The sequence below is a fragment of the Acidovorax sp. GW460-11-11-14-LB4 genome (assembly GCF_059423685.1).
Map to the genome: position 1 here is coordinate 99824 of NZ_JBWKYJ010000003.1, position 17308 is coordinate 117131.

Here is a 17308-nt window from a genome sequence, read left to right on the forward strand (position 1 = left end):
TAAGCTCGCGGCATGCAACAAAGAAACCTTGGACCTTTCTCCGTCTCGGCCATCGGCCTGGGCTGCATGAACCTGTCGCACGCCTATGGCGCCCCGGTGTCTGCCGAGCAGGGCGAACGCGTGCTGCTGGCCGCGCTGGATGCGGGCGTGACGCTGTTTGACACCGCCACGCTGTACGGCTTTGGCGCCAACGAAACCCTGGTGGGCCGTGTGCTGAAGCAGCACCGCAGCCGTTTCACCCTGGCCAGCAAATGCGGCATGCAGGGCGTGGATGTGAATGGCGACGGCAAGCTGGTACGCGTGATCGACGGCCGCCCCGCCACGCTGCGCCAGACCTGCGAAGACAGCCTGCGCCGTCTGCAGACCGACGTGATCGACCTGTACTACCTGCACCGCTGGGACAAGAAGGTGCCCATTGAAGACAGCATGGGCGCACTGGCCGACCTGGTGCGTGCGGGCAAGATCCGCAGCATCGGCCTGTCGGAGGTGTCGGCCGCCACGCTGCGCAAGGCGCACGCGGTGCACCCCATTGCTGCGGTGCAGACCGAGTATTCGCTCTGGACGCGCAACCCCGAGATTGCTGTGCTGGACGCCTGCCGAGAACTGGGCGCCGCCTTTGTGGCGTTCAGCCCCGTGGCGCGGGGCTTTCTGTGTGGCGATCTGCGCGATGTGAGCACGCTGGATGCCAAGGATATCCGCCGCGCCATGCCCCGTTTTGCGCCCGACGCCTATGCCGCCAATCTGAATCTGCTCGACGGCTATCAAGCCATTGCGCACGATATGGGTTGCACCCCCGCCCAGCTGGCGCTGGCGTGGCTGCTGCACAAGGCCGAGCACATCATTCCCATCCCAGGCACCACCAGTGTGGAGCATTTGCAGGACGACCTGGGTGCTGCCAACGTGCGGCTGGACGCCGCCACCATGGCGCGGCTGGATGCGCTGATCAACGAGCGCACGGTAGTGGGCCAGCGCTACAACGCACAATCCGCGAGCGAAGTCGATACCGAAACGTTTGAAGACCGCGCAGCGTAGGCGGCGCGGTCTTTGTGGGCTTCAGTGCAGGTTCACTGCAGCTTCAATACGGCTTCACGGTAGGACTTTTTGTGGGGCCTCAACGGCCTCGCAAATTGCCCTTGTCATCGGCAATCACGATCTCCACACGGCGGTTCATGGCGCGGCCTTCGGGCGACGCGTTGTCAGCCACCGGGTGGGCCTTGCCGTAGCCGCGTGCGGCGATGCGGCTGCTGTCCACGCCGCGCTGCACCAACGCATCGCGCACGGCCTGCGCGCGGCGGTCTGACAGGTCCTGGTTGTAGCTGTCGCCACCCACGCTGTCGGTGTAGCCCTCGATCAACAGCTTGCGGTCCGGGAACTGTTTGAGAAAGTTCGCCAGCTTGTCCAGGCGCGGGCCGGCCTGGGCCGAGAGTTCGGCCTTGTTGAAGGCAAACAGCACATCGCCCAAGGTCACCAGCAGGCCGCGTTCGGTCTGCTGGGCTTCGAGTTCGCGCAATTGCGCTTCGAGTGCGCGCACGCGGTCTTGTGCCGCATTGGCCTGGGCCATGGCAGCGGTGGCTTGCGCCTGCTGTTGTGCGGCGCGTTGCTCGGCGCTCATCGCCTGCTGCTGGGCTTGCTGGGCGCGCAGGCGGGCCGCGTCAGCCTCTTGGGTGCGGGCCTGCAGACGGATGCGGTCGGCTTCGCTGCCTGCCTGTTTGATGTTGGCATCGAGCTGGCGTGCGCGGGCTGCATTGGTGGCGATCTCGGCGCGTTGGCGGGCGATGTACGCCAGGTGGTTGGTCTCGGACGTGTCGCGGTCATCGGCCCACACGCGGTCGGCCTTGGCCAGTGCGTCGGTGGCTTGCTTCAGTTCGAGCTGCGCGTACTGGTTGACGGCCGGGTCTCCTGCAGCGGTGCTCACTGCGGTACGGGCCTCTTCCAGCGCGGGCGATGGGGTGGTGCTGGCGCAGGCGGCCAGCAGGCCAACGGCAATCAGGCTGGTGCACAGGGCGGTGGTTCGGTGAAAAAAGCGGTGCATGGTCAGGTGTTCCTTGAAATGGGGTGGGGCAATCGCGGGGGCCTCAACGGTGTGTGCCTGAGGCGAAGCCAGGGGGCGCGGTGGCCCCATGGTTGGCGCTGGCTCAGCGGGGCGATCGGCGGTTGATTTCTTCTTGCAGTGCGCGGATACCGTCTTGCACTTGGGCGAGGTTGGCGGCATTGCTGGCCGCGTCTGCGCGGGTTTCAGCGACACGGGCATCTACCTCGGCCTCAGCGGCCAGGCGGCGTGCCGCCACATAGTCCTTCTCTGCCATCGCTTTTTCGGCCTGCATCAGCTTCTCGCGTGCTTGCTGCAGCTGCACGGGGGAGCTGGTGGCCACAGCCGGGGCAGCCGCCACGCGGTTGACAGTGGTGCGGGTGACCGCCATCTGTTCGGTGGGCGCCGGGGTGGAAGAACAGGCGGCCAGTGCGCCCAGTGCGAGTGCCGCTGTGGCGGTACGGATCAATGCGGATGAATGCATGGTGTGGTGGACTCCTCTGGAGGTGGTTGGGTAGGCCGTGCCGACGTATCGGGCGGGCCACCAGGGGGTTCTGGTGTTGATGCATTGTTGGGGCACGCCCGGCAAGCAGGCGTAGGCCCTGCCTCTGTATTGCTGTGGGGCATGTCTTACGAACACTTGCAAACAAGGCGCTCTCTATTTGCTTGAAGGAGAGTGGCTTGTTGCGTTAGGGAACTCTCATCTCCCCCGGGTCTCGATCAATGACAGTGCGCGCACGCAGCGTGTTGTTGCGGGTGCCCTTCACCCGTACGCCACGTCCCATGGCCGGGCACCTGCGCGGGCGCTGCGCACGCCTGCTCCATCACCGCAACACAACGAAGAGGAGAGTTACTGCATGCCGCCATCCACCTTTTTTACCTGGGTCCAGGAGACCACCTTTGCGGGCGTGCCGCTATGGAGCCTGTGTGTGGCCCTGGCGGCGGCTGTGGCCACCTACGCAGCCATCCTTGTGGTGCTGCACCTACTGACCCGCCGCGCCAAAGTGTGGGCCACGCAGTCACACAGCGGCATGGCACTGACCCTGGTGGATGTGCTGGAAGGCACGAGCCGCACGCTGATGCTGGTGGTGGCACTGCTGGTGGGCGCAAGCCTGCTCGACCTGCCGGGCCGCTGGGAGAGCCGCCTGAGCCAGCTATGGTTTGTGGCCGTGGCGCTGCAGATGGGGCTCTGGGGCATGCGCGCGATTGGCATTGGCGTACGCCGCTATGTGGAGCGGCACTCGTCCAGCGGCATGACGCAGGTCAGCGCCTCGGCCACGCTGATGTCGTGGGGGCTGCGCACGCTGCTGTGGAGCGTGGTGCTGCTGGCCATCTTGTCCAACGTGGGGGTGAACATCACGGCCTTCATCGCCAGCCTGGGGGTGGGCGGTATTGCCGTGGCGTTGGCGGTACAGAACATTTTGGGCGACCTGTTCGCATCGCTGGCGATTGCGGTGGACAAGCCTTTCGAGGTGGGCGACTTCATCGTGGTGGGCAATGTGTCGGGCACCGTGCAGGTGATTGGTCTCAAGACCACCCGCATCCGCAGTCTGCAGGGCGAGCAGATCGTGATGTCCAACACCGACCTGCTCAAACAGACCATCAGCAACTTCCGCATGCTGGAGCGGCGGCGCATTGTGTTCACCTTTGGCGTAGCCTATGGCACCACCCCCGAGCAGGCCGAGGCCATTCCAGGCGTTGTGCGCAAGCTTATCGAGGCGCACCCGGAGCTGCGCTTTGACCGTGCACATTTCAAGGCGCTGGGCACCAACTCGCTGGACTATGAGGTGGTCTACATCGTCGAAGACCCGGCCTACAACCTCTACATGGACCTGCAGCAGTCCATCAACCTGGGGCTGCTGCGCGAGTTCAAAGCCATGGGGGTGGAATTTGCGTTTCCTACCCGCACGGTGCACATTGCCAGCGCGCCGCCGCAGGCGCCTGCCGCTGCCATGCTCTGAGGCGGGGCAAGCCATCACAAACGCGCAGACGAAAAAAAGCCGGCGGCCTTTGCAGGCGACCGGCTTGAACAGGGTAGTTGCTTCTAGCGCTTTTTCAACTTCTCAAAAAAGCTTACTTGGCGACCACGCGCACCATTTCCAGGCACTTGTTCGAGTAGCCCCATTCGTTGTCGTACCAGCTCACGACCTTCACGAAGGTGCCGTCCAGTGCAATGCCAGCGTCGGCATCAAAGATCGACGTGCGGGTGTCGCCACGGAAGTCGGTGGCCACCACCTTGTCTTCGGTGTAGCCCAGCACGCCCTTCAGGGCGCCTTCGGACTGGGCCTTCATCTCGGCCTTGATTTCTTCGTAGGTGGCAGCCTTGTCCAGCTCCACCGTCAGGTCCACCACCGACACGTCGGAGGTAGGCACGCGGAAGGACATGCCGGTCAGCTTCTTGTTCAGCGCAGGGATCACCACGCCCACGGCCTTGGCAGCGCCAGTGCTGGAGGGAATGATGTTTTCCAGAATGCCGCGGCCGCCGCGCCAGTCCTTGTTCGAAGGGCCGTCCACGGTCTTTTGCGTGGCGGTGGCAGCGTGCACGGTGGTCATCAGGCCGCGCTTGATGCCCCACTTGTCGTTCAGCACCTTGGCCACGGGAGCCAGGCAGTTGGTGGTGCACGATGCGTTGGAGATGATGGCCTGGCCCGCGTAGGTGTCGTGGTTCACGCCGAACACGAACATGGGGGTGTCGTCCTTGGAGGGGGCCGACAGGATGACCTTCTTGGCGCCAGCGTCCAGGTGCTTCTGCGCGGTGACCTTGTCCAGGAACAGGCCGGTGGATTCGATCACCACGTCGGCGCCGACTTCGTTCCACTTCAGGTTGGCGGGGTCGCGCTCTTGCGTCAGGCGGATCTTCTTGCCGTTGACGACCAGGGTGTTGCCCTCGACCGAGACTTCGCCCTTGAAGCGGCCATGCACCGAGTCGTACTGCAGCATGTACGCGAGGTACTCGGGCTCCAGAAGGTCGTTGATGCCCACGACTTCGATGTCGCTGAAGTTCTGGATGGCCGAGCGCAGCACGTTGCGGCCGATGCGGCCGAAGCCGTTGATACCAATCTTGATCGTCATAGGGAGCCTCTTCAAAGTTGCAAAGTCGAAATCGGGAATCTGCCGCCGCGCGCCCGCTGGCAGCGGGGCACAGCGGGCAGGAGAAGTTTTAGCGGGCCTTCTTGGCGGGCTTCAGGCGGGCCGCGCCGATGGCCACCAGCACTGCGTCGGCCACGTTCTCTTCGGTGAAGCCGAAGTGCTTGAACAGCACCGGCGCGGGGGCCGATTCACCGTAGGTGTCGATGCCCACCACGGCGGCGCAGCCGTACTTCCACCAACCGTCGGTCACGCCCATTTCCACGGCCACGCGGGGCACGCCGGCGGGCAGCACGCTGCTCTTGTACTTGGCGTCTTCGCGGTCGAAGGTGGTCGTGCTGGGCATGGAGACCACGCGAACGCCGATCTTCTTGTCGGCCAGCAGGCGCTGGGCCTTGAGGGCCAGCTGCACTTCAGACCCGGTGGCAATGATCACGGCCACGGGCTTCTTCTTGAGGCCCACGTCGGAGGGTTCTGACAGCACATAGGCGCCGCGCGAGATGTCGCCCAGGTCGCGCTTGGGAGCGTAGGGCAGGTTCTGGCGCGACAGGGCCAGAACGGTGGGCTTGTTGCGGTTGGACAGGGCCACACTCCAGGCCACGGCGGTTTCTGCCGTGTCGGCGGGGCGCCAGACATCGAGGTTGGGAATCAGGCGCAGGCTGGCCACGTGCTCGATGGACTGGTGTGTGGGGCCGTCTTCGCCCAGGCCGATGGAGTCGTGCGTGAACACGTGGATCACGCGCTGCTTCATCAGCGCAGCCATGCGGATGGCGTTGCGGCTGTAGTCGCTGAACGTGAGGAAGGTGCCGCCGTAGGGGATGAAGCCACCGTGCAGCGCCACGCCGTTCATGATGGCGGCCATGCCGAATTCGCGCACGCCGTAGTTGATGTGGCGGCCACCGATTTTTTGGCCGTTTTCGAGCGCGGTCTGCACCACGTTGCCCTGCATGTCAAAGCGCAGATTGGGTGTGCTCTTGGTGTTGGTGAGGTTGGAGCCTGTCAAGTCGGCGCTGCCGCCCAGCAGTTCGGGCAGCGCAGCGGTGAAGGCTTCCAGCGCCAGCTGGCTGGCCTTGCGGCTGGCCACAGTCTCGCCCTTGGTGTGCGCTGCCACCACGGTGTCCACGGCCACTTGCGCAAAGTTGGCGGGCAGGTCGCCCTGCATGCGGCGGGTGTATTCGGCAGCCAGCTCGGGGAAAGCCTTGCTGTAGGCGGCGAACCGTTCGTTCCAGGTGGCTTCAGCGGCAGCGCCAGCGGCCTTGGCGTCCCAGCCGGCGTAAACATCTTCGGGGATCACGAAGGGCTCGCTGGTCCAGCCCAGTGCTTCGCGCGTGAGCTTGATTTCTTCGGCGCCCAGGGGCTCGCCGTGGGCCTTGGCGGTGTTCACGCGGTTGGGGCTGCCCTTGCCGATGTGTGTCTTGCACACGATGAGCGTGGGGCGCTCGGTCTGCTTCTTGGCTTCGACGATGGCTGCGGCCACCTTGTCGGCGTCGTGGCCATCAATCGGCCCGATCACGTTCCAGCCGCTGGCCACGAAGCGCAGGGGGGTGTTGTCGGCAAACCAGGGAGCGACCTGACCGTCGATGCTGATGCCGTTGTCGTCGTACAGGGCGATCAACTTGTTGAGCTTCCAGGCGCCCGCCAGCGACACGGCTTCGTGGCTGATGCCTTCCATCAGGCAGCCATCGCCCAGGAAGGCGTAGGTGTGGTGGTCCACCACTGCATGGCCTTCGCGGTTGAACTCGGCAGCCAGCAGCTTTTCGGCCAACGCAAAGCCCACGGCGTTGGTGATCCCCTGGCCCAGCGGGCCTGTGGTGGTTTCCACGCCGGGGGTGATGCCCACTTCGGGGTGGCCGGCGGTCTTGCTGTGCAACTGGCGGAAGTTCTTCAGCTCGCCGATGGGCAGGTCGTAGCCGGTGAGGTGCAGCAATGCGTACAGAAGCATCGAGCCGTGGCCGTTGGACAGCACAAACCGGTCGCGGTCAAACCACTGGGGGTTGGTGGGGTTGTGCTTGAGGTGGCGGTTCCACAGCGCCACGGCCATGTCGGCCATGCCCATGGGGGCGCCGGGGTGGCCGGAGTTGGCTTGTTGAACGGCGTCCATGGCCAATGCGCGGATCGCATTTGCCATCTGTTGGGATTGCTGGGTGTTGGCCATGGGGGGAGAGTTCAGGGTGGGTGAGTCGGGGGAAACCCGGCATTTTACCGAGGTGGCTTGCGCTCACCTGAATTCGCAGGCTGCCAGCAGGAAGCCCGGTGGCAATGCACTACAGTGCGGCCCATGCAAGGACTGCATCTCACCGCCGATCTCCATGGCTGCCGTTGCGCTCCCGCATGGCTGCTGGACGCCACCGCCCTGGGCCGAGCCTGTACCGATGCGGTGCGCGCCGCTGGCCTCCAGCCTGTGGGGCATTTGTTCCATGAATTTCCTGCCACCGAGCATGGCCCCGGCGGGGTGACTGCCACGGTGTTGCTGGCCGAGTCGCACCTGTGCGTGCACACGTGGCCCGAGCAGCGCGGCGTGACGCTGGATGTGTATGTGTGCAATTTCGGCGCCGACCATTCGGCCAAGGCGCGTGCGCTGATGGAAGCCCTGCTGGCCTTGTTCGACCCCACCACCGTGGAGCGCCATGCGCTCCAGCGGGGCTCTGTGAGCGGGGTGGCGGCATGAGTGCCGCCCGCCATCAGGTGCCTGCCCTGCTTCTGGCCGCAGGCCGTGGCGAGCGCATGCGCCCGCTGACCGACAGCATGCCCAAGCCGCTGCTGCAGGTGCAGGGCCAGCCACTGCTGCAGTGGCACCTGCAGGCTTTGCTGGACGCAGGTGTGGAGCGGGCGGTGATCAACACCGCATGGCTGGGGGAACAGATCAGTGCGCATTTTTCTAGCATTTTTGCCTCCAAGCGCAGGAAAAATATGCCTGAGCAGCTATCAATTTCATACTCCCACGAAGGGGTGGACTTTGGTGGCGCGCTGGAAACCGCTGGCGGTATCGCCCGTGCATTGCCGCAGCTTGGCCCGGTGTTCTGGCTGGCCGCAGGCGATGTGTTTGCGCCCGATTTCGTGTTCGACAGCGCAGCGGTGGCTGCCTTCGAGGCCAGCGACCATCTGGCCCACCTGTGGCTGGTGCCCAACCCCACCCACAACCCGCGTGGCGACTTTGGCCTGTCGGCCGACGGCCTGGCGCTCAACCTGCCCGCCGACGACCCCGCGCCACGCTACACCTACAGCACCGTCGCCCTGTTGCGCGCCGAGCTGTTTGCAGCGCCGTGGTGCGACATTCCGCCCGGAAACCCCAGCGGCATCAAAGCCCCGCTGGCGCCGCTGCTTCGCCGTGCAATGGACAATGGCCGCGTCAGTGCGCAGCTCTACACCGGCCGCTGGACCGATGTGGGCACGCCCGAGCGGCTGGCCGAACTCAACTCCTTTTCTTCCAACGCGCCATGAACACCACCGTGCCTGCCTCTGTCTACGCCCAGCGCCGCGCGCACCTCGCTGCCCAGTTGGGCCCCGGGGGCATTGCCATCATTCCTACGGCACTGGAGCGTCCGCGCAACCGGGACAGCGACTTTCTGTTCCGCCACGACAGCTACTTCTACTACCTGACAGGCTTCACCGAGCCCGGCGCGTGCCTGGTGCTGGCCCACGACGGCCGCAGCACGCTGTTTTGCCAGCCCAAGGACCTGGAGCGCGAGATCTGGGATGGATACCGCCTGGGCCCGGCCGCCGCGCCCGCTGCGTTGGGAGTGGACGCGGCACATTCGATGGCTGAGCTGGACAGCAAGCTGCCGCGCCTGCTCGAAAACACGGGCTGCGTCTGGTACCCGTTTGCCACGCACAGCGGCTTGGCGGCGCGGGTGGAGGGCTGGCTCAACGTGGTGCGCGGCCGTGTGCGCTATGGCGCCATCTGCCCCGCAGAACAGAACGACCTGTGCACGCTGCTCGACGAGATGCGCCTGTTCAAGGACACCCACGAGCAGGACATCATGCGCCGCGCCAGCGCCATCAGCGCGCAGGCCCACATCCGCGCCATGCAGCGCTCGGCCCGCATGCTACGCGCCGGGGAGGATGTGCGCGAATACCACCTGGATGCCGAACTGCTGCATGCGTTCCGCGATGCGGGCTCGCAGTACCCGGCCTACAGCTCCATCGTGGCCGCCGGTGCCAACGCCTGCGTGCTGCACTACCGGGCCGATACCGCAGTGGTGCGCGATGGCGAGCTGGTGCTGATCGACGCGGGCTGCGAGCTGGACAGCTACGCCAGCGACATCACCCGCACCTTCCCCGCCAACGGAAAATTCACGGGCCCGCAACGTGCGCTGTACGACCTGGTGCTGGCCAGCCAGGATGCGGCCGTGACGGCCACCAAGGCAGGTGCACGCTTCAACGACCCGCACGACGCCACGGTGGCCGTGCTGGCGCAGGGCATGCTGGACCTGGGCCTGCTCGACAAGAACAAGGTGGGCACCGCACAGGACGTGATCGACAAGCGCGCCTACTTCCAGTTCTACATGCACCGCACCAGCCACTGGCTGGGCATGGATGTGCACGACTGCGGCAGCTATGTGGAGCCCGGCGAGGTGGGTCAGACCAGCGAACGCAAAGACCCGCTCTCGGGTGAAACGATCACCAATCGCCCCAGCCGCATCCTGCGGCCCGGCATGGTGCTGACCATCGAGCCCGGCATCTACGTGCGCCCCGCCGACGGCGTGCCCGAGCAGTTCCACAACATCGGCATCCGCATCGAAGACGATGCCATCGTCACCGAGACGGGTTGTGAGCTGATTACGCGCGGTGTCCCGGTGAAAGCCGACGAAATCGAAGCGCTGATGCGCGCCTGAGCGTGGGCAAAACCATGGCCGTGGACAACACTGCGGGGGCAGGCGCGGCGCGCGCTCCGGCGCAACCCGGCAAGTGGCGGCTGGGCGGTGCACTGTGGCTGCTGGGCATGCCCGGCGTGGTGGCGGTGGTCTGGGCGCTGCTGCCCACCCTGAAGGCCAACGAAGCCCTGCTGCCGCTGCCACCAGGGGTCGTGCTGGTGCTCAGCGGGTTGCAGACGGCGGTGCTCCTGGCGCTGGCCGTGGCGCTCGGGGTCTGGCTGGCGCCTCGTGTGGGCCTGCAGGCGCCGGCCATGTCGTCCTGGCTGGCCGGCCGGCCCGCAGGGCCCGCGCTGCGGGCCCAACTCCTGCCCGGAGTCTGCGGTGGGGTGGCGGGCACTGCGTGGCTATGGGTGCTGTCTCGGCTGGCGCCCACGGCGCTGCAGCCCTCCGATCCTGCCAGTGCCATGCCATTGGCGGTCAAGTTGCTGTATGGCGGCATCACCGAAGAGCTGCTGGTGCGCTGGGGCGTGATGACCCTGCTGCTGTGGCTGGGCTGGCGCCTGCTGCAGCGTGGTCAGGGGCGGCCAGGCAAGGGGCTGGTGGCTGCGGCGGTGTTGCTCAGCGCTGTGTTGTTTGCCGTGGGGCATCTGCCTGCCGCGCAGGCGCTGGCCGGGGTGTTGACCGTGCATGTGGTGGCGTTCGTGCTGGTGGGCAACACGGCCTTTGGTCTGGTGGCGGGCTGGCTCTATGCGCGCCACGGCCTGGAGGCCGCGGTCATTGCGCATGTGCTGGCGCATCTGCTGTCATCTCCGCTGCTCTGAGAGGCCGAGTCACGGTGCCGCTGCACGGGGTAACTCGCATGTAACCGCTTCGTGTGAGAATTGAAACTCGATTACATCCCCAACGACAGAGAGAAAAGAGACATGTCCATGCCTACCCGCCGCGCCACCAAGATTGTTGCCACTCTGGGCCCCGCCTCCAGCGACCCGGCACTGCTGGAGGCCATGATCCGAGCGGGGGTGAATGTGGTGCGGCTGAACTTCAGCCACGGCAAGGCGCAGGACCACATCGACCGCGCCGCCACCGTGCGTGCCGCCGCCCAGCGCGCGGGCCGCGAGGTGGCCATCATGGCCGACCTGCAGGGCCCCAAGATCCGCGTGGGCAAGTTTGCCGAGGGCAAGGTACAGCTGGAGTCGGGCGCCAAGTTTGTGCTCGACGCCTCGCGCACCGAACTGGGCGACATCGAAGGTGTGGGGCTCGACTACAAGGAGCTGCCACGCGACGTGAAGGCGGGCGACCTGCTGCTGCTCAATGACGGGCTGATCGTGCTCACGGTGGATGCGGTGCGCGGCGAGGAAGTGCACACCACCGTCAAGGTGGGTGGCGAACTGTCGAACAATAAGGGCATCAACAAGAAGGGTGGCGGCCTCACGGCACCGGCCCTCACGGCCAAGGACATGGAGGACATCCGCACGGCGATGAGCTTCCAGGCCGACTACGTGGCCGTGAGCTTTCCGAAGAACGCGACCGACATGGAGATGGCGCGCCAGCTGTGCAATGTGGCCGCGTCCGAGTACCGCCACAAGCCGGGCCTGATCGCCAAGATCGAGCGGGCCGAGGCCATCCCGCACCTCGAAGCCATCCTGCGCGTGAGCGACGGGATCATGGTGGCGCGCGGCGACCTGGCGGTGGAAGTGGGCAACGCGGCCGTGCCCGCGCTGCAAAAGAAGATGATCCGCATGGCGCGCGAGCTGGACAAGGTCGTCATCACCGCCACGCAGATGATGGAAAGCATGATCACCAACCCCGTGCCCACGCGCGCCGAGGTGAGTGACGTGGCCAACGCCGTGCTGGACGGCACCGACGCCGTGATGCTGAGCGCCGAGACGGCCGCAGGCCGCTACCCACTCGAAACCGTGGAAGAAATGGCCACCATCTGCGCAGCGGCCGAGGCGGCGGAAGACCATCACCTGGACGCGGACTTCACCGGCCAGACCTTTGGCCGCATCGACCAGTCCATTGCCATGGGCGCACTGTTCACCGCCCACCACCTGGGCGCCAAGGCCATCGTGGCTATGACCGACAGCGGTGCCACGGCGCTGTGGATGAGCCGCCACAGCATCCGCATCCCCATCTATGCGCTCACGCCCAAGGTGACCACGCAGCGCAAGATGGCCATGTACCGCAACGTGCGCCCCCTGCTCATGGACACCAGTGCTGACCGCGATACGGCCCTTGAGCAGGCCGAGCGCCACCTCAAGAGCCGCAACATCGTGCAAAAGGGGGATGTGTACGCCATCACCTGTGGTGAGCCCATGGGCGCACCCGGCGGCACGAACATGCTGAAGATCTGCGTGGCCAGCTGACCGATCGAGGGGTTGCACCCTCACCGCTGCGGGGCAGCGTCCCGGGCAGGAGTCCGGCGGCGCTGGGCGGCGGTCAGTGCGCGTTGCCTTGTGGCGACTTGTGCTCCAGGGCTGCTTGCCAGCGCGGTGCGCGCGCGGCCAGTGCGTGGATGGCCGCCGCTGCCAGCCCCCCGGTGACCAGGCCCGCCAGCACATCAGACGGGAAGTGCACTCCCAGGCAGACGCGGCTCCAGACCATGGCGGCTGTGACCGCCGCGGCCAGCCAGGTCAGCCCGCGAACCGGCCGCAGGGCGAGACTGGCCGCCAGCGCGGCGGCGCCTGCCACATGCATGCTGGGAAAGCCTGCGCGCGCTGCGTGCTCGATCCACTGGACGCCAATGCCCAGCTGCGCAGGCCGCGGCGCCGGCACCGCCAGTCGCAACAGCTGTACTCCTACCCACGCCAGGGCCATGGACGCGAGCGCCAGCACCAGGGCGCGCCGCTGCGCTGCGTTGCCCAGCACAAAGCTGCCGAGCAGCAGGCCGCCCATGGCGGTGGGTAGTTGCTGTGACACCCACCGTGCCACCGCCACCACGGCAGGCAAGGTCGCGGCGTCGGCATTGAGGGCCTGAAACAGGGCCAGATCGAGTTCAAGCATGGGAGCTGTCCGGTGGCGTGGTGGTGGTGGCGAAATGCGGGAAGCGTGGACGCAGAGCCGTGGCCGCCAGGTCGCAAAGCCAGCCGGTGACCCAGCACAGCCAGCCCGTCCACAGTGTGTGGCTCATGAAATGGGCGCCCCGTACCTGCTGGGCCGCACCCAACACGAATCCCGCCAGCAACGCACCCGCCAACCACCAGCGTGCGGCCGACGGTAGCTTGTGGCGCAATGCGAAGTAGCCTCCCAAAAAGGCGAATCCCGCCGACGCATGGCCCGCCGGAAAACAGCGACCGCTACCGCCATCGAGCACACCCAGCGCCCAGTGCGACACATGGCGCGCCACGCCGCCAAATTGTGCGAGGTCCCACGGGCAACTGGTGGCGCTGAGGTTCTTGGTGATGCTGACCACGGCCAGCGAGAGCAGGGCGCTCACGGCCATCTGCAGGCGCTCGCTGGCGTCCAGCTTGCGCAGAAAGCCGCGTGGCCACCACACGCTCAGCGCCAGCAGGAGCACCAGCAGCCAGCCCAGACGGCGGGCGCCTTCATGCAGCACCTGTACGAAAAACCACTGGTCCCGCATCGGAAACCCGTTGGACGATCCAAACACCTGCGCAAACGCCAGGTCCTGCCCTGCGGCATCCCAGGCCACCACACAGGCCAGAGCGCCCAGGGTCCAGAAAAGCAGCGTGTGGCGGTGAGAGGGGGCGTGGGGTGTGATGGGCGCGGTGGACGGCGCGACGGGCGAAGGCTGCATGTGCCGGAAGATAGGCGGGCGTACTTAACGCCGTCTTAAAGCCGGTGCCGCCCTTGTCCCGCCCCTGTCCGATGGGCTGCGACAATGCCTGCATGCGAATACTCGTGGTCGAAGACGATGCGGGCATAGCCAGTGGCCTGCGCAGCAATCTGCAGCAACGCGGCTATGCGGTGGATGTCAGTGACGGCGTCGCCAGTGCCTGGAGTGCCCTGCGCGCCGAGCGTTTTGACGCTGTGCTGCTGGACCTGGGGTTGGTGGACGGTGACGGTAGCGAACTGCTACGGCGTCTGCGCCTGAGCCCGCCCGCCACCGGGGCTGCATCGGCAGCTCTGCCGGACCCCGCTACGCCGGTCCTCATCGTCACGGCGCGTGACCAGGTGCACCAGCGCATCGCTGGGCTGGACCAGGGCGCAGATGACTACTTGACCAAACCCTTTGATGTGGATGAGTTGGACGCGCGTTTGCGGGCGCTGCTGCGGCGCGCGGCGGGACGGACGTCGCCCACCATCCGTCTGGGCGATATCGAGCTGGATCCAGCGACCCGCACGGTGCGCCAGCAAGGCAAACCCGTGGAAATGTCTCCGCGCGAGTTTTCCGTGTTGTTGGTGCTGCTGGAGGCGCGGGGCCGGGTGCTGTCGCGCCAGCAGATCGAGGAACGCCTGTACAGCTGGGATGCCGCTGTGGAGAGCAATGCGGTCGAGGTCCACATCCACCACCTGCGCCGCAAGCTGGGCAGTGCCTGTATCCAGACCATGCGCGGGGTGGGTTATTTCATGCCGCAGGAGAAACCGGCGTGAACGCACCCACCGCTCCTCGCCCGGCGCCAGCGCGTCGCCCATCGCTGACCCGGCAACTGTTGCTATGGTCGCTGGGGGCACTGGCCATTGTCTGGGGCAGCTTCGTCTTCATTGGCTACCAGACCGGTGTGCACGAGGCCGACGAGCTGACCGACGGGCACCTGGCCAGCGTGGCCGCGCTGCTGCTCAACCTGCGGGCCACCGAGGCGATGCAAGGCCCGCAGCGTACCGAGCGCACCCCCACGCCCTGGCTCAAATCGCACGATTACCAGCAGACCATCAGCGTGGTGCAGTGGGATGCGCAGGGGCGGGTGCTCTCCCGCACGGGTTCGGTGCCCGAGCCGCCTTTCAGCGATGCCGAGGGGTTTGCCGACCTCACGCTGGGCCCGGACAAGGTGGCCTGGCGCAGCTTCTCGCAATGGGATGCGGAGCGCACCCGCAAGATCATGGTGATGCTGGAGCTGCGCGAGCGGGACGAGCTGGCGGATGACATTGCCGGACAGCTCATCGAGCCTGGTCTGTGGTTGCTGCCTGTGGTGTCTCTGGCTCTGGGGCTCGCGCTGTGGCGCGGCTTGCGGCCTCTGTACGCGCTGTCGGCCGACGTGGCGGCGCTGGACCCGACCAGTACCCAGCGGCTGGCATCGCGCCATGCCTGGAACGAGTTCGAGTCGGTCGTGGCATCGATCAACACCTTGCTGGACCGCCAGCAGGTCGCCATGGTGCGCGAGCGCCGCCTGGCCAATGAGGTGGCCCACGAATTGCGCACCCCGCTGTCCTCCATCGCGCTGCAGGCCAGCGCCCTGGCGGGGGAGCTGACGGAAGAGGCCCGGGCCCAGTCGCTGGCGCGCATCGGCCAGGATGCTCTGCGTGCGGGTCACGTTCTCAACCAGCTGCTGGCCCTGGCCCGCGCCAGCCGGGCCGAGCTGCACGAAGCCAAGGCGCCCGTGGACCTGAGCGCACTGGCGCGGTCGGTGTGCGCCGACTATGCCCAGGCGGCGTGGAAACGCGGCGACGACCTGGCCCTGTCGGCCCCGCCCGCGCTCACCGTGCCCGGCCATGCGGTGTTGCTGGACATCGCAGTGCGTAATCTGGTGGAAAACGCGCTCAAGCACACGCCCGAAGGCACGCAGATTGCGGTCCAGCTGGGCTCCGCCGAAGCTGTTGGCGCGTGGCTGCAGGTGTGTGACGACGGGGCACGCCACCAGGTGGGGAGCGGGGCGGGTCGCACAGCAGCGGTGCCGGTGGACAGCCTGCATCTGGGGCATGAAATCCTGCGCCGGGTGGCGGACATCCATGGGGGGCACTTTGGCGCAGCACCTGCACCGGCGCCGTTTACCACCTGCTACCGGTTGGATTTGCCATCGCCGCCCGTATCGGCCCCCGGTTAAAATTACGAGTTACCAAGCGGTTACCGCCGCGTTGCCAGGTGCTACAGCGCCTCGCGCCCTCCTTCTTCAACCCACCACGGACCCCACGACCATGCCCCTCGTTTCGATGCGCGAACTGCTCGACCATGCCGCTGCCAACAGCTATGGCATCCCTGCCTTCAACGTCAACAACCTGGAGCAGGTGCAAGCCGTGATGGCTGCTGCGGACGAAGTGGGCGCTCCCGTCATCCTGCAGGCCAGCGCTGGCGCACGCAAGTACGCGGGCGAGCCCTTCATCAAGCACCTGATCCAGGCGGCGGTCGAGGCCTTCCCCCACATCCCGCTGGTGATGCACCAGGACCACGGCACCTCGCCCAAGATTTGCCAGGGTGCCATCGACCTGGGCTTTGGCTCGGTGATGATGGACGGCTCGCTGATGGAAGACGGCAAGACCCCTTCGTCCTTCGACTACAACGTTGAAGTGACGCGCAAGGTGGTGGACATGGCGCACAAGGTGGGCGTTACGGTCGAAGGCGAACTGGGCTGCCTGGGCAACCTCGAAACCGGGGACGCGGGCGAAGAAGACGGCATTGGTGCGGTCGGCAAGCTCGACCACAGCCAGATGCTGACCGATCCCGAAGAAGCCGCCGTGTTTGTGAAGGCCACCCAGCTGGACGCCCTGGCCATCGCCATCGGCACCAGCCATGGCGCCTACAAGTTCAGCCGCAAGCCCACGGGCGACATCCTGGCCATCAGCCGCGTGAAGGAAATCCACCAGCGCATCCCCAACACCCACTTGGTGATGCATGGCTCCTCGTCGGTGCCTGCCGAGTTGCTGGCCATCATCAACCAGTACGGCGGCAAGATGAAGGAAACGTACGGCGTGCCCGTCGAGGAAATCCAGGAAGCCATCAAGCACGGCGTGCGCAAGATCAACATCGACACCGACATCCGTCTGGCGATGACGGGCGCGGTGCGCAAGTTCCTGTTTGAAAACCCCGACAAGTTCGACGCCCGCGAATGGCTCAAGCCCGCCCGCGAAGCGGCCAAGCAGGTTTGCAAGCAGCGTTACCTGGAGTTCGGCTGCGAAGGCCAGGGCAGCAAGATCAAGGGCCTGAGCCTGCAGGCCGTGGCCGCCCAGTACGCCTCGGGTGCGCTGGCCCAAGTGGTGAACTGATCGTTGGCACCAGGCCCTGCGGGGCCGCTGCCCAGCCTGGCTGCTTTGTGCTGCCAGGCTTTTTTTTGCCTGTTTGCGGGGGGAGACTGGGGAGTTCCCTCTACTGCAGACAAAGGCGACAGCGACAAGATTTTCTTCATGTAAGCTCGCGGTCAGCTTGCCCACCGGCAGCGCCGCAAGAAGTGTCCGATACCAGGGCGCTTTCAACACATTTTTCACCAGCTACACCGCGCTGGTTGTTGCATGGCAGAAGCCGTCGAGGGACGGACTTGGGTGCCGT

16 protein-coding genes are annotated in these 17308 nt (G+C 66.1%); 10 read left to right on the plus strand and 6 right to left on the minus strand.

The window, feature by feature from the left end; all coding sequences use genetic code 11:
• The first annotated feature begins 12 nt into the window (after positions 1-12).
• A complete protein-coding gene (locus AC07X4_RS02870; protein WP_108499264.1) occupies positions 13-1032 on the plus strand; it encodes an aldo/keto reductase in 1020 nt (339 codons plus the stop codon).
• Between the two features lie 79 nt (positions 1033-1111).
• On the opposite strand, the gene AC07X4_RS02875 is transcribed toward AC07X4_RS02870, so the two are convergent.
• Positions 1112-2032 (minus strand): OmpA family protein, encoded by a 921-nt coding sequence (locus AC07X4_RS02875; RefSeq protein WP_108499268.1) that lies wholly within the window; start codon positions 2030-2032, stop codon positions 1112-1114.
• A gap of 103 nt (positions 2033-2135) precedes the next feature.
• Positions 2136-2513 (minus strand): DUF4398 domain-containing protein, encoded by a 378-nt coding sequence (locus AC07X4_RS02880; RefSeq protein ID WP_108499265.1) that lies wholly within the window; start codon positions 2511-2513, stop codon positions 2136-2138.
• A 373-nt stretch (positions 2514-2886) separates the two neighbouring features.
• Between AC07X4_RS02880 and AC07X4_RS02885 the strand changes: the two genes are divergently transcribed.
• Entirely contained in the window at positions 2887-3990 is a 1104-nt protein-coding gene (locus AC07X4_RS02885) for a mechanosensitive ion channel family protein (RefSeq protein WP_444825868.1), read from the plus strand.
• A 112-nt stretch (positions 3991-4102) separates the two neighbouring features.
• Here AC07X4_RS02885 and gap read toward each other — a convergent pair whose 3' ends face one another.
• Together gap and tkt are read right to left on the minus strand one after the other, a co-directional pair.
• Positions 4103-5101, minus strand: coding sequence for a type I glyceraldehyde-3-phosphate dehydrogenase (gene gap, locus AC07X4_RS02890; RefSeq protein ID WP_494739170.1), 999 nt, complete (start codon positions 5099-5101; stop codon positions 4103-4105).
• 88 nt (positions 5102-5189) lie between these two features.
• The gene (gene tkt / locus AC07X4_RS02895; protein ID WP_494739171.1) at positions 5190-7271 is read right to left on the minus strand and encodes a transketolase; all 2082 of its coding nucleotides are present in this window, start codon (positions 7269-7271) and stop codon (positions 5190-5192) included.
• A gap of 123 nt (positions 7272-7394) precedes the next feature.
• On the opposite strand from tkt, the gene AC07X4_RS02900 reads away from it, so the two are divergent.
• The 5 genes from AC07X4_RS02900 to pyk all read left to right on the plus strand — a co-directional run bounded on the left by AC07X4_RS02900 (position 7395) and on the right by pyk (position 12296).
• Complete coding sequence (locus tag AC07X4_RS02900) at positions 7395-7784, plus strand: S-adenosylmethionine decarboxylase family protein (protein ID WP_288850795.1); 390 nt, start codon at positions 7395-7397, stop codon at positions 7782-7784.
• On the plus strand, positions 7781-8557 hold the full coding sequence (locus AC07X4_RS02905; RefSeq protein WP_494739172.1) for a nucleotidyltransferase family protein: 777 nt from the start codon (positions 7781-7783) through the stop codon (positions 8555-8557). Before AC07X4_RS02900 ends, AC07X4_RS02905 begins: the two co-directional genes overlap by 4 nt.
• On the plus strand, positions 8554-9951 hold the full coding sequence (locus AC07X4_RS02910; RefSeq protein WP_494739173.1) for an aminopeptidase P N-terminal domain-containing protein: 1398 nt from the start codon (positions 8554-8556) through the stop codon (positions 9949-9951). Before AC07X4_RS02905 ends, AC07X4_RS02910 begins: the two co-directional genes overlap by 4 nt.
• Positions 9952-9965: 14 nt before the next feature.
• The gene (locus tag AC07X4_RS02915; RefSeq protein WP_494739174.1) at positions 9966-10751 is read left to right on the plus strand and encodes a CPBP family glutamic-type intramembrane protease; all 786 of its coding nucleotides are present in this window, start codon (positions 9966-9968) and stop codon (positions 10749-10751) included.
• A 108-nt stretch (positions 10752-10859) separates the two neighbouring features.
• On the plus strand, positions 10860-12296 hold the full coding sequence (gene pyk, locus AC07X4_RS02920; RefSeq protein WP_436076080.1) for a pyruvate kinase: 1437 nt from the start codon (positions 10860-10862) through the stop codon (positions 12294-12296).
• A gap of 73 nt (positions 12297-12369) precedes the next feature.
• On the opposite strand, the gene AC07X4_RS02925 is transcribed toward pyk, so the two are convergent.
• Together AC07X4_RS02925 and AC07X4_RS02930 are read right to left on the minus strand one after the other, a co-directional pair.
• On the minus strand, positions 12370-12933 hold the full coding sequence (locus AC07X4_RS02925; protein ID WP_146870678.1) for a phosphatase PAP2 family protein: 564 nt from the start codon (positions 12931-12933) through the stop codon (positions 12370-12372).
• Positions 12926-13687 (minus strand): phosphatase PAP2 family protein, encoded by a 762-nt coding sequence (locus AC07X4_RS02930; RefSeq protein WP_436075886.1) that lies wholly within the window; start codon positions 13685-13687, stop codon positions 12926-12928. Before AC07X4_RS02930 ends, AC07X4_RS02925 begins: the two co-directional genes overlap by 8 nt.
• 92 nt (positions 13688-13779) lie before the next feature.
• Between AC07X4_RS02930 and AC07X4_RS02935 the strand changes: the two genes are divergently transcribed.
• From AC07X4_RS02935 to fba, 3 genes are all read left to right on the plus strand, one after another.
• Positions 13780-14484, plus strand: a complete 705-nt coding sequence (locus tag AC07X4_RS02935) for a response regulator (protein ID WP_056743258.1) — start codon at positions 13780-13782, stop codon at positions 14482-14484.
• Positions 14481-15872 carry a histidine kinase dimerization/phospho-acceptor domain-containing protein gene (locus AC07X4_RS02940; RefSeq protein WP_436075885.1) on the plus strand — a complete coding sequence of 464 codons (1392 nt, stop codon included), beginning with the start codon at positions 14481-14483 and terminating at the stop codon, positions 15870-15872. Before AC07X4_RS02935 ends, AC07X4_RS02940 begins: the two co-directional genes overlap by 4 nt.
• Positions 15873-15963: 91 nt before the next feature.
• Positions 15964-17028, plus strand: coding sequence for a class II fructose-bisphosphate aldolase (fba, locus tag AC07X4_RS02945; protein WP_099731867.1), 1065 nt, complete (start codon positions 15964-15966; stop codon positions 17026-17028).
• Positions 17029-17308 lie beyond the last annotated feature (280 nt).

What these genes read in the sequence shown, in the direction of transcription:
- gap (WP_494739170.1), bottom strand. Translation starts at nt 5,101, where the DNA reads ATGACGATCAAGATTGGTATCAACGGCTTCGGCCGCATCGGCCGCAAC.
- AC07X4_RS02880 (WP_108499265.1), bottom strand. Translation starts at nt 2,513, where the DNA reads ATGCATTCATCCGCATTGATCCGTACCGCCACAGCGGCACTCGCACTG.
- AC07X4_RS02910 (WP_494739173.1), top strand. Translation starts at nt 8,554, where the DNA reads ATGAACACCACCGTGCCTGCCTCTGTCTACGCCCAGCGCCGCGCGCAC.
- AC07X4_RS02870 (WP_108499264.1), top strand. Translation starts at nt 13, where the DNA reads ATGCAACAAAGAAACCTTGGACCTTTCTCCGTCTCGGCCATCGGCCTG.
- AC07X4_RS02930 (WP_436075886.1), bottom strand. Translation starts at nt 13,687, where the DNA reads ATGCAGCCTTCGCCCGTCGCGCCGTCCACCGCGCCCATCACACCCCAC.
- AC07X4_RS02875 (WP_108499268.1), bottom strand. Translation starts at nt 2,032, where the DNA reads ATGCACCGCTTTTTTCACCGAACCACCGCCCTGTGCACCAGCCTGATT.
- fba (WP_099731867.1), top strand. Translation starts at nt 15,964, where the DNA reads ATGCCCCTCGTTTCGATGCGCGAACTGCTCGACCATGCCGCTGCCAAC.
- AC07X4_RS02885 (WP_444825868.1), top strand. Translation starts at nt 2,887, where the DNA reads ATGCCGCCATCCACCTTTTTTACCTGGGTCCAGGAGACCACCTTTGCG.
- AC07X4_RS02905 (WP_494739172.1), top strand. Translation starts at nt 7,781, where the DNA reads ATGAGTGCCGCCCGCCATCAGGTGCCTGCCCTGCTTCTGGCCGCAGGC.
- tkt (WP_494739171.1), bottom strand. Translation starts at nt 7,271, where the DNA reads ATGGCCAACACCCAGCAATCCCAACAGATGGCAAATGCGATCCGCGCA.
- AC07X4_RS02925 (WP_146870678.1), bottom strand. Translation starts at nt 12,933, where the DNA reads ATGCTTGAACTCGATCTGGCCCTGTTTCAGGCCCTCAATGCCGACGCC.
- AC07X4_RS02935 (WP_056743258.1), top strand. Translation starts at nt 13,780, where the DNA reads ATGCGAATACTCGTGGTCGAAGACGATGCGGGCATAGCCAGTGGCCTG.
- AC07X4_RS02900 (WP_288850795.1), top strand. Translation starts at nt 7,395, where the DNA reads ATGCAAGGACTGCATCTCACCGCCGATCTCCATGGCTGCCGTTGCGCT.
- pyk (WP_436076080.1), top strand. Translation starts at nt 10,860, where the DNA reads ATGCCTACCCGCCGCGCCACCAAGATTGTTGCCACTCTGGGCCCCGCC.
- AC07X4_RS02915 (WP_494739174.1), top strand. Translation starts at nt 9,966, where the DNA reads ATGGCCGTGGACAACACTGCGGGGGCAGGCGCGGCGCGCGCTCCGGCG.